The organism is Kitasatospora sp. NPDC023118 (genome assembly GCF_055560875.1).
The window spans coordinates 16,794-26,695 of record NZ_JBVHHW010000036.1 but is presented as its reverse complement, the minus strand read 5'-3'; the positions used below and the strand labels follow the sequence as shown (position 1 = coordinate 26,695).

General features: G+C 70.5%; 12 protein-coding genes and 1 pseudogene. 6 read left to right on the top strand and 7 right to left on the bottom strand.

What is annotated here, in order from left to right; translation table 11 throughout:
• Positions 1–144 precede the first annotated feature (144 nt).
• A complete protein-coding gene (locus ACZ3UD_RS32490) occupies positions 145–855 on the top strand; it encodes an Lrp/AsnC family transcriptional regulator (protein ID WP_465595836.1) in 711 nt (236 codons plus the stop codon).
• Entirely contained in the window at positions 822–1,319 is a 498-nt protein-coding gene (locus tag ACZ3UD_RS32485) for a hypothetical protein (protein ID WP_465595833.1), read from the top strand. The genes ACZ3UD_RS32490 and ACZ3UD_RS32485 overlap by 34 nt, the downstream gene beginning before the upstream one ends.
• 110 nt (positions 1,320–1,429) lie before the next feature.
• On the opposite strand, the gene ACZ3UD_RS32480 is transcribed toward ACZ3UD_RS32485, so the two are convergent.
• From ACZ3UD_RS32480 to ACZ3UD_RS32465, 4 genes are all read right to left on the bottom strand, one after another.
• A complete protein-coding gene (locus ACZ3UD_RS32480; RefSeq protein WP_465595830.1) occupies positions 1,430–2,215 on the bottom strand; it encodes an MBL fold metallo-hydrolase in 786 nt (261 codons plus the stop codon).
• 45 nt (positions 2,216–2,260) lie between these two features.
• Positions 2,261–3,256 (bottom strand): GlxA family transcriptional regulator, encoded by a 996-nt coding sequence (locus ACZ3UD_RS32475; RefSeq protein ID WP_465595827.1) that lies wholly within the window; start codon positions 3,254–3,256, stop codon positions 2,261–2,263.
• 152 nt (positions 3,257–3,408) lie between these two features.
• Positions 3,409–3,645 carry a hypothetical protein gene (locus ACZ3UD_RS32470; RefSeq protein WP_465595824.1) on the bottom strand — a complete coding sequence of 79 codons (237 nt, stop codon included), beginning with the start codon at positions 3,643–3,645 and terminating at the stop codon, positions 3,409–3,411.
• A 174-nt stretch (positions 3,646–3,819) separates the two neighbouring features.
• Positions 3,820–4,629, bottom strand: coding sequence for a helicase associated domain-containing protein (locus ACZ3UD_RS32465; protein WP_465595821.1), 810 nt, complete (start codon positions 4,627–4,629; stop codon positions 3,820–3,822).
• Between ACZ3UD_RS32465 and ACZ3UD_RS32460 the strand changes: the two genes are divergently transcribed.
• From ACZ3UD_RS32460 to ACZ3UD_RS32450, 3 genes are all read left to right on the top strand, one after another.
• Complete coding sequence (locus tag ACZ3UD_RS32460) at positions 4,613–4,804, top strand: hypothetical protein (protein ID WP_465595818.1); 192 nt, start codon at positions 4,613–4,615, stop codon at positions 4,802–4,804. The genes ACZ3UD_RS32465 and ACZ3UD_RS32460 overlap by 17 nt on opposite strands.
• Positions 4,805–5,068: 264 nt before the next feature.
• Positions 5,069–5,539 (top strand): DUF308 domain-containing protein, encoded by a 471-nt coding sequence (locus ACZ3UD_RS32455; RefSeq protein WP_465595815.1) that lies wholly within the window; start codon positions 5,069–5,071, stop codon positions 5,537–5,539.
• A 224-nt stretch (positions 5,540–5,763) separates the two neighbouring features.
• Positions 5,764–5,967 carry an integrase core domain-containing protein gene (locus ACZ3UD_RS32450; RefSeq protein WP_465595812.1) on the top strand — a complete coding sequence of 68 codons (204 nt, stop codon included), beginning with the start codon at positions 5,764–5,766 and terminating at the stop codon, positions 5,965–5,967.
• Between the two features lie 25 nt (positions 5,968–5,992).
• Here ACZ3UD_RS32450 and ACZ3UD_RS32445 read toward each other — a convergent pair.
• From ACZ3UD_RS32445 to ACZ3UD_RS32435, 3 genes and pseudogenes are all read right to left on the bottom strand, one after another.
• Positions 5,993–6,895, bottom strand: a pseudogene (locus tag ACZ3UD_RS32445) (IS701 family transposase); the annotation flags it as partial.
• Positions 6,896–7,006: 111 nt separating this feature from the next.
• The gene (locus ACZ3UD_RS32440; protein WP_465595809.1) at positions 7,007–7,273 is read right to left on the bottom strand and encodes a hypothetical protein; all 267 of its coding nucleotides are present in this window, start codon (positions 7,271–7,273) and stop codon (positions 7,007–7,009) included.
• Between the two features lie 292 nt (positions 7,274–7,565).
• Positions 7,566–8,513: an AraC family transcriptional regulator gene (locus tag ACZ3UD_RS32435; RefSeq protein ID WP_465595806.1), complete on the bottom strand. Its 948-nt coding sequence runs from the start codon at positions 8,511–8,513 to the stop codon at positions 7,566–7,568.
• A gap of 142 nt (positions 8,514–8,655) precedes the next feature.
• On the opposite strand from ACZ3UD_RS32435, the gene ACZ3UD_RS32430 reads away from it, so the two are divergent.
• Positions 8,656–9,372, top strand: a complete 717-nt coding sequence (locus ACZ3UD_RS32430; RefSeq protein ID WP_465595803.1) for an SDR family oxidoreductase — start codon at positions 8,656–8,658, stop codon at positions 9,370–9,372.
• The last annotated feature ends 530 nt before the right edge of the window (positions 9,373–9,902 follow it).

The following is a 9,902-nucleotide window of genomic DNA, read 5'->3' as shown; positions in this document are numbered from 1 at the left end:
CGGTGCGGCCGATCGCGTGTCAGCTTCCCTCCCGCGGGCGCCCCGCCCGCTCTCCCCACGGCTGGCGGCCGACTCCCTGGTCGCACGGCCGGCTCAGAAAGTGTTGGTAATTGATCAACTGCTTGGCGTGATGCATTCGCGGTGGTGGGCATCGCTCCCTCGACCTGCCTGGCCCGCACCCGCGCGCTCCAGCAGCACGGCGTCATCCGCGGCTTCCGGGCCGAGGTCGACCCCGCCGCGATCGGCCTGCCGCTGCAGGCGATGATCTCGGTGCGGCTGCGCGCCCACACCCGCGAGCAGAACGAGAGCTTCCGGAGTACCGCCCCCGACCTGCCCGGCGTCCTCGCCGTCTTCCACATGGCGGGCTCCGTCGACTACCTCCTGCACGTCGGAGTCGCCAGCCCCGAGGCCCTGCGCGACTTCGTCGTGGACCACCTCGCCACCCACCCGGCGGTCGCCCAGACCCGGGTCTCGCTGGCGCTGGCGGAGGAGCGTGGGGCCTGGGGGCGGGACGAGGTCGTGCGGATCACCGGCGGCGAGTACCAGGGCCGGGCCGGGCTGGTCGACGTCCCGGTGTGGCAGCCGGACCACGAGGGCCGGGACGTCGCGCCGGGCCTTCCCCGCGTCTACAAGGTCCGCCTGGACGGGGCGGTGACCGTGGACGTGCCAGCCGAGCACCTGCGGCCGGCGACGCCGACGACCGACCCGGAGGTCTACATGACCATCGCGTTCCCCAGTCTGTGGGGGGCGTGGCGTGCATGGTATGGGGCGACCGGTTCGTGCGTTGGCACGCCGAGCGTTGCCCCGGGGAGTGGGCGCCGGTGGACCTCGGGCCCGACCCGGCGGACACCGTGAGCAAGGCCGCACTCGTGGTGTCGGCCGCGATGCTGGACGCTGCCACGGCGGAGGGCCTGGACACGCCCGCCGACGGCTCCGCGCTGCTCGACCTCCCCCTGCCCGCCGTCTCCGCGCTGCTCACCGGCACCTACGACGAGACGATCGCCGGCCTGCTGGAACGGACCCGCCCCGGCCTCGCCGCCACCGACCAGGTGCTGGACTGCCTGCGGGCGTTGTGGAGCTTCCGCGCCGGCGTCGAGGAGATCCACCAGCGCCGCCGGGTCCAGCGGCTCGCCCACACCATCCTGGTGGGCCACCAGGGCGCGGGCATGCGCCCGGGCGCCGACCCGGCCGACTACCTGACGGGCCGGACGGTCGTCCAGCTGAGGGACCGTCTGGACGACCTCGCCCCCTGGGAGCAGGAGCGGCGGGCACGGTGGGCCGAGGACTTGGCCGAGCAACTCGGGGGCGACGCCCTGTAGGCCACACGGAGCCGCTCATTGGGGCGCCTTTCGGCAGAGCGGCGGAGACCGTGGCCTCCTTCGTGGCCCGGGTAGCTCGCGATGCCCCCTACCCGGCCCTGGGCTCGGGGCTAGGCTCGCTCGGCGGCTCGGGCTGGTTCCTCGTTCGGCTCCTGTGGTCTGATCCGCAGGCGGCCCCGGGCTGCTCGGCGTTCGAGCTTGCGCTGTTCTGCTGTCGCCCAGCGGTCGGCGCGGGTCGGGTCGAGGGGTGTGCCGTGGCCGACGTGGAGCCGGGTGGGCTTGAGGTCGAGCATCGCGCGGAGGCTGGCGAGGTTGGCGAGCGGGTCGTCGTGGAAGGGCGGGTTGGCGGGGCGGCCCTTGATGAGGCCCATGAAGGAGTTGGCGATGAGGTCGCCGGCCACCAGGTCGCCGTCGTCGGTGAGGACGGAGACGGAGCCGGCGGTGTGGCCGGGGGTGGGGATGATACGGGCGTCGACGCCGAAGTCCGCGAGGCCGGTCTCGCCGTGGACGAGGATGTCGGGCTCGAAGGGTTCGGCCTGTTCGTGGAGCTTCGGGTTGCGGGCCATGAGCCGTCCCATCGGGCCGGTGGGCAGGTACGGTTCGCGGACCCGGCCGGTGCGGTAGGGGCCGAGGTCGGCGGCGTGGGCGGCGATCGGCGCGCCGGTGAGGTGGCGCAGTTCGGCGGCGGAGCCGAAGTGGTCGATGTGGCCGTGGGTGACGACGATGAGGCGGACGTCCTGCGGGTCGACGCCGTGGGCGGCGACCTGTTCGGCGATGCGCCGGCCGCTGCCGGGCGTTCCGGCGTCGACGATGACCGGGTGGCGGCCGAGCAGCAGGTAGGCGTTGACGGCGTGCCGGCCTAGGACGGGTATGGGGATGACCTTGGTGCGGGACAACTGGGTGCTCCTCAGGGGAGAGAGGGTGCGAGTGATGGGTGTGGTTCAGCGGGCGGTTGCGTGAGGGCGGAACCGGCGGCGGTACTCGGCCGGGGTGGCGCCCAGCCGGCGACGGAAGGCCCGGTGCAGGGTCTCCACCGACCCGAGTCCGCTGGCGGCCGCGATGTCGGGCAGGCTGCGTGCGGACTCCTCCAGGAGGCGGCGGGCCGCCTCCACCCGGACCGCCTCCAGGTAGTCAGCCGGTGTGCGGCCGGTGCAGTCGCGGAAGACCCGGGCGAAGTGGCGCACGCTCAGGTTCATACGGGCGGCCATGGCCTCGACCGAGATCCGCTCGGCGAGGTTGTCGTCGATCCAGCGCCGGAGCTCGTCGATGCGGTCGTCGGCTCTCGCCTGGAGAGAGAGCGGCACGCTGAACTGAGTCTGCCCGCCGGGGCGTTTGACGTACATCACCATGGCGCGGGCGGCGTCGAGGGCGATCGTCGGGCCGTGGTCCTCGGCCACCATGGCGAGGGCGAGGTCCATGGCGGCGGTCACGCCCGCGCAGGTCCAGATCCGTCCTGCGCGGATGAAGATCGGCTCGGGATCGACGGCGATGTCCGGGTGCTGTGCGGCCAGTTGGTCGGCGGTGAGCCAGTGGGTGGTGGCCGGCAGGCCGGTGAGGAGTCCGGCTTCGGCGAGCAGGTGGACGCCGGCGCACACGCCGCCGACGCGCCGTGCGGCCGGAGCCGCCGTGGTCAGCCATGTGACGACGTCCTGGTCGACGACGGCCTGGTAGTGGCCGCCGGTGTTCTTCATGGCGCCGGCCACGAGGAGGGTGTCGATGCCCGGGCTCACCTCGGCCAGCGACCGCGCGGCGACCAGGCTGATCCCGGCGGCGGTGGGCAGCGGGCCGGCCTGCGCGGCGGTGATCTCGACCCGGTAGGCGGGTGCGTCGCCTTCCACCAGGCGGGAGGCGACGGAGAAGACCTCCGCCGGGCCGGTCACCTCCAGCAACTCGACCCCGGGGAAGGCGGCGATGACGACGGTGCGCGGTTCGGGCATACCCCGATCCTTCCGCCGCGCGGGCTGTGTCCGCAATGACCAGGTTCTGTCAGATCCAGCCATCGGTCACGCCCGGAGCTCCCGGGTGCCCAGGTTCGCCCGCTGTCCGGGCAGCGCGGTTCACGGGGCGAGGGCGCGGCGGTTCGGGCAGGTCACCGCCCGCGGGTCACGGTGGTGATCGCCGCCGCGATGGTCGACTGGAGCTGCTGGGCGTCCACCCCGGCGCGGGAGCGCAGGTTCACGCCGTGCGCGAGGAGGGCGAGGATGTCGGCCGCGGACCCGGGGTCGACGCCTTCGGCGAGTTGCTGTCGGCGCTGGGCCGCGCGGAGCGCGGCGGTCTGGGGTGGCGGTTGGGTGGTGTCAGGTTCTCTTCCCCAGGAGCCGAGCACGGATCCCCCGCCGGCCCGCTAGGGTTGTCCCCCGCGTCACCCCGCGCCGCCCGGCCCGGGTACGCGCCGCACTGATCTGCGCCGACTACGACGCGAGCATGCACGGCTGGCGAGCTCACGCCGACAACCGCGACCTACGCGTCGTCTGGAGCCCGGACGGCCAAGCCACACTCGTCATGCCCTGGGCCGAACCCCCCGACGACCACGAGGCCGCCTCCTTGGCCTGAAGCCTCGGCAGATCACGCCCACATCCGGCCGGCCCACGGCCTCGCCCCCGGCGCGCGCACCCTCACCCCGCTGGCCATGGCGGCGGTCCACACCGCCCCCGCATCGTCCGCCGCCGGGCCGCGCCGACCTCTCCACCCTCCACCAGCCACACGGCACTGAGCACTTCCGCCGCTGGCTCGCGGTGGCCTCCAGCGGCAGCTGCGCCCAGTCGACCCGTCCGTTGGCTTCCAGCCACCACAACCTCGCCAACGCGTAGGTGCGTTGCCAGGTGATCGGCCAGGCCGGGCACCACCATGGGTCGATCTCCTCCAACGCGGCCCGCCGCTCCGGCGCAAGCGCACCCGGCTCCTCGGCCGGCACCTGGGCCGCGGCCCGCAGCCCGGAGAGCCACGTCCCGATAGCGTACCCGCCGATCGAGGCCCGCGCCGGCGCCGCCAACGACCCGCCGTGCCCCTTCGCCCAGACCCGCGCCCAGTCCAGCCCGCCCTCGAACCGAGCGTCCGAGACGGACCAGATCATCCCGAGCGCGTCGAGCATGTCGACCCGGTGGCGCGCCAATTCACCGTTCGCATGCTCGGTCCGCCGGTCCGACAGCCATTTCCCGAGGGGAAAATTCCCCTCCTCACCGACCACCGCGGAATAAGGGACATCGAGCCCACCGGTTTCCTCGTGCCACCGCCGCGCGTGGTTGATCCCCTCCCGCCAGAACTGGTTCTCACCCGTCAGCACCCGCGAGGCGATGAACAGGGCGAGCACATTCGCGTCCACCGGCGACCACCAAGCCGTCCGCGACCTCACCCCGCACCTCGACCCCACCACGCTGCGCCAGGTCATGAGCTGGCAGGAGCGCACCCGCAGCGCGGCACTCGCACTGCGCGGCACTGAGCAACACCGGCCCGCCCGGCTGGTCGTACGGCGCAGCCGGTTCTGACGGTTGTGGGATCCGGATTGGTTGTAGCCGTAGGGGTTCGCAGGCTGGGCCGGGCAGCGGCGCAACGGCGCGGATCACCCGCGCGTTCTGCGCGGAGAAGGGCATCCCGTACTACGAGGTCGGCCTGTTCTGCTCGCACCGCGAGATCCTCGCTTACCCGCACCGCGCCTGGGAGCCGATCCGCTCGGGGGAGTGAGACGGGCAGGGGGCGACGTGACGCTTCCTCAGATGCGCCCGACCTGCCAAGATCCGCTGGTGAAACACGTGACTTACCGTCTCCATCCGGCACAGATACGCCGCCAGTGGATCTTCTCGACGCTCTACCTGGCCGGTGGTGCCTACCTTCTGTACCGCGGTTCGCTCGTCCCGATGAACGTCCGGACTGCCGCCGCCATGGCTTTCGGCGTTCTCCTGATCATCGGTGGACTCCTCCAGGTGAGGGGCGCCTTCAGCAGCGTGAGCTTCGACGAGCGCGAGATCTGGTGGACCGGGGCGCTGGGCTCCCGCAAGCGGTTCGCCTGGGCGGACATCACCAACGTCGAGGTCGGGAAGAACCGCAACCGCCCCGATTCCGGGGACGTCGTGCGGGTCACCCACCGGGAGCACGGCGACTTCAAGCTGCCGGCGGTGATCGGCATGCCGGGCGCCTGGCGCGACCCGGACTTCGAGACCAAGGCGGCCGACGTCATCGCCACCTGGCGTGCGGCGACGGCGATGTCCGAGCCCGCGGCGTAGTCGGGCATATGTGGCCCCTGGAAACCGCCCTTTGGACGAGGGGCCGCTGTTCAGGTGTTAGGCGACGGCTGGTTTTCAGTGGTGGTGCGTCAGCTGCTCTCAGCGCTTGCCTCGTAGGGGTGGCAGGTCACGGCTGTTCGGTGTTGCTGCAGTACGCGTCGCGGCTACTGAAGGCTGGTGTCGTTTCCCACTGAAGACTGTGTGTCGTTTGGGATTACTCGTGGGTGGCCGGCCGGGATGAAGAGGAGCTGATCAAGCCCGGCCGCCCCTGGAAGCCCCTTTCCCAGGTCGAACTCGCCACAGCCGAGTGGACCGACTGGTACAACCACCGACGACTCCACGGTGAGATAGGCCACGTCCCACCCGCCGAATACGAGACCGCCCACTACCTCACAACCACAAAACCCCAGGTCAAAGCCACAACCTGAGATCTCTATCAAACCCGGGGCGGTTCAGGGTGACGTGCCGGTGCCAGGCCGTCCAGTTCCGGACCTGGTAGTGGTCCAGGCCGACCTGGCCTTTGGCCGCTTGGAAGCATTCTTCGATGCACCAGCGGATACCGGCGACGCGCACGAGCTCCGACAGTGGCACGATCCGAGGTGACCAGCAGAGGTAGAAGGCGAGCTCGCCGGTAGTGGGATTGCGGCGGACCAGCAGGTGGCGGTGCTCGTCGGTGCCGTTCTGCACCCAGGCCCAGTCGTAGTAGCGGGGCCCCTTCGCCCCGGGGCCGGCGCTCTGCCGGTGCCAGGCCGAGGCGGGCAGGCGGACAGCGGCCTCGGCCGCGCGGATCGCCGTGCGGCCCTGGTTGATCCGCACCCTGGTCGCGCAGGACACCGCCAGCACGTAGCCGACTCCGCGGGCCTCCAGCCCGGCCCGCAGGCCGGGGTCCTGACCGTAGGCCTCGTCGCCGGTCACCCACGGCGTGCTCACTCCGGCGTCCAACGCCTGCTCGATCATCTGCAGGGCGAGACGGGGCTTGGTCGCGAAGACGACGTCCTCGGGTACTCCGGCCCTGCGGCGCCGCTCGGAGTCCCGGCTCCATGTGTGTTCGGGCAGGTAGAGACGGCGGTCGATCAACGCCCGCCCTCTACTGGAGGCGTAGGCGAGGAAGACGCCCACCTGGCTGTTCTCGATCCGCCCGGCGGTTCCGGTGTACTGCCGCTGGACACCCGCCGAACCACGACCCTTCTTCAGGAAGCCCGTCTCATCCACGATCAGAACACCGTCACCGGCGCCGAGATGGTCTACGACGTAGCGGCGGACCTCGTCGCGTACCGCGGCCGCATCCCAGCGGGCAGTCCGCAGCAGCCGCTGCATCGGACCGGGACGACTATGGCCGGCGTGCTCCGCCAGCTGGTGAGGTCGGTCCGGGGCGCCCTGCCGACGTTGCCGTCGGTGGGTTTCCCCGAACCGCCTCCCGAACCGGACGTGCCCGATTTCCAGGCATCCGGCTCTCCACAAGCCCTCTCAGGCGACCGCGTCGATCGTGGCCCCGCTGGGCCAGGGCGAGGGGATCTTGGTCCCGCGATACAGGTAGCGGTTGGTCCGCACCTTCGCGGCCTTGAACAAGACCACCTCGCTGTCGGCGGGCCACCATCGGCCCACGCAGTAACGACGGTGCAGGGTATTCCAGTTGGTCCGGCGGTGTTTGTGCCGCAGCCATCCGAAGACCTGTCGCCACGTGAAGGCCGACAGGCAATCCGAGCCATGGCCTGGTCGAACAACGCCTGCCATCGAGCAGGGTCTACGCTACGGCCCGCGACCACCGCACGATCTTCAAGAGTCCACACAACCCTTGATCATCTCGCGGTGTCCGCACGCATCAGGCGTCGTAGTGCTCGCCGCGTCACCCTGGACCTGCGCCTCCAGAACATCCGCCACTTCGCGCATCGTCGCAATCACCGCATCGCTAGGGTCTTGACACACGATCCGCCCGGAGCTCCACCACATCGGGGCCACCGCGAGGCCGGGATCGGCAGCGACCACCGCTTCCTAGCCGGCTGCGGTGATGTCCTGGCCCTCACCGTCAGTTGTATCCGCGTGGTTCGTCGCCTGCCGTCTTGACCTGCTTGCGGTAGGCCCCCGGCGGTGATCCGAAGTGTCGTTTGAAAGCTTTGGCGAAGGCGAACTCCGACGTGTACCCCGTGTGCTGCGCGATTGTGCTAAGCGGGGCCGGCGATTGGTGCAGCAACCGCGCCGCGGTGGCCATCCGCCAGTTGGCCAGGTAGGTCAACGGCGGCTCGCCGACCACCGAGGCGAAGCGGCGGGCGAACGCTGCGCGGGACAGCCCGGCGCGGGTGCCCAGCGACTCCACGGTCCAGGGATGGCCGGGATCGTCGTGGATCGCTTTCAGGGCCGGGGCGACTGCCGGGTCGGTCAGCGCGGCCGTCCAACCCCGGGTCCGCTCTTTAGGCAGTTCGGCGTACCACGACCGGAGGATGTACAGCAGCAGCAGATCGATGAGCGCCGTGACGACCGCGTCCGAGCCCGGCTGCGGCGTGTGGAACTCGGCGCACAGCTGATCGACCGCTGAGCGCAGCACCGGGTGGCGGCCCGGAACCGCGGGGAGGTGGATGACCTCCGGTAGATCGCTGAACAGCGGATGCGGGCGTTCGACGTCGATCGCGTACGCGCCGCACACCAGCATCGTGTGCGGCCCCGGTCCGTTCACGGTGACCTGGCCGATCGGCGAGGAACGGTCCACGCGCTCCGGTACGAAGTCCACCGGATCGCGGCCCGGCACATCGCACAGGGTGTGTCCGCTGCCGCGCTGCAGGAACACGATGTCGCCGGGTCCGAGCGCGAGCGGTTGGCCGTGCGGTGGCAGCAGGTGGCAGTGTCCTTCCACGACCACGTGGAATCCGGCTCCTGAGATGGGTTGGAACTTCAGGGCCCACGGGGCGTGCGCGTCGGTGCGAGTCACCATCGGGCGTCCCGTGCGCAGGACTTCGAGGGTGTCGCTCAGGATGTCCATAGCGCCACTCTAGTGCCTGCATAGAGAGACGATATGACATGGAATCGAGATTCCAAGTCATTCACCGTCTCGATGTGGAGGCGTACGTTCTTGCCATGGCGGTGCCGAGCCCCGGCACCGCATCGACGAAGGAATGGATCCCATGTCTCTGGCTGGCAAGAAGATCGTGATCATCGGTGGAACCTCCGGCATCGGCTTCGCGGTAGCCCAACAGGCTGCTTCGGCCGGCGCGGACGTCGTGGTCGCCTCCAGCAATCAGGACCGCGTGGACGCCGCGACGAAGCGGTTGGGCGAGCCGGCCGAAGGCCGCCGCCTGGACGTCGCAGACGGCAACGCCATCGCCGCGTTCTTCGAGCAGGTCGGGGAGTTCGACCACCTCGTCTACACCGCGGGTGAATCCCTGCTGATCAAGCCGCTGGTCGACACCACCCCGCAGGAGGCCAAGGCCGTCTTCGAGCGCCGGTTCTGGGGCGCGTTCCTCTCCGCCAAGTACGCTGCACCGCGACTGCGCGACGGCGGCTCGATCACTTTCAGCTCCGGCGTCCTCGCGATCCGCCCCCTGTCCGGAACCGCGCTCACGGCAGGTATCACCGGCGGCATCGAGGCCCTGTCCCGGGCACTCGCCGTCGAACTCGCTCCTCTGCGCGTCAACGTGATTCAGCCCGGTGTGATCCGCACCGAGCTGTGGGACGGCAGTGTCCCGGACCCGGAGGCTTTCCTCCAGGGCGCCGGGTCCGAGCTGCTCACGCGGCGTGTCGGCACTGCCGAGGAAGCCGCGGCGGCCTATCTCTTCGTCTTGTCCAACGCCTACGTCACCGGCACCACGCTTGCGATAGACGGCGGCGCGGCACTGGTGTGACATAGGTGCCACGCAAACCAGCCAACGGCGCAACGCCGCACCCACGCGACGCGTTCCTGGCCGCAGCAGTCGACGACGCGAGGCCGACCAGACGTGCGGATCCGAACCGCCCGGCCCGAAGCGGAGAACCGGTCGACCTGACCGTCCCGGAGATCCGCCGCCTGATCGGCGCACTGTTCAGCCCGCCGATCACAGCCCCGAACGCACTCCTGCACTGGTCGAACTGGCGCAGAAGCCACCAAGCTTCGGCACGTCGCAGCCACTACCAGCAGCGGCTCCCCGCCCCCTCCAGCGCGTAGATCGCGAAGTCACACTGGAGTACTGACCGGCTACCCAGCGTTACTGATCACGGAAATCGAGCCAGAACCGTAGAACGGGAGCCACCTGGGCAACGAGTTCGAGAGCCAATTGTGAACTCGTGAACGGCTTCTGTATCGGAGTGATCGAGGCTGGCTGCTCACACTGTCGGTACCTCGTTCGAGCGACGCCGTGTCAGGCCGGCTCGGGGGCGGGGCCCGATCAGACGGACC

Coding starts and splice junctions, on each gene's coding strand:
- ACZ3UD_RS32435 (WP_465595806.1), bottom strand. CDS start 8,513: ATGGACATCCTGAGCGACACCCTCGAAGTCCTGCGCACGGGACGCCCG.
- ACZ3UD_RS32460 (WP_465595818.1), top strand. CDS start 4,613: ATGAACAGGGCGAGCACATTCGCGTCCACCGGCGACCACCAAGCCGTC.
- ACZ3UD_RS32475 (WP_465595827.1), bottom strand. CDS start 3,256: ATGCCCGAACCGCGCACCGTCGTCATCGCCGCCTTCCCCGGGGTCGAG.
- ACZ3UD_RS32430 (WP_465595803.1), top strand. CDS start 8,656: ATGTCTCTGGCTGGCAAGAAGATCGTGATCATCGGTGGAACCTCCGGC.
- ACZ3UD_RS32440 (WP_465595809.1), bottom strand. CDS start 7,273: ATGGCAGGCGTTGTTCGACCAGGCCATGGCTCGGATTGCCTGTCGGCC.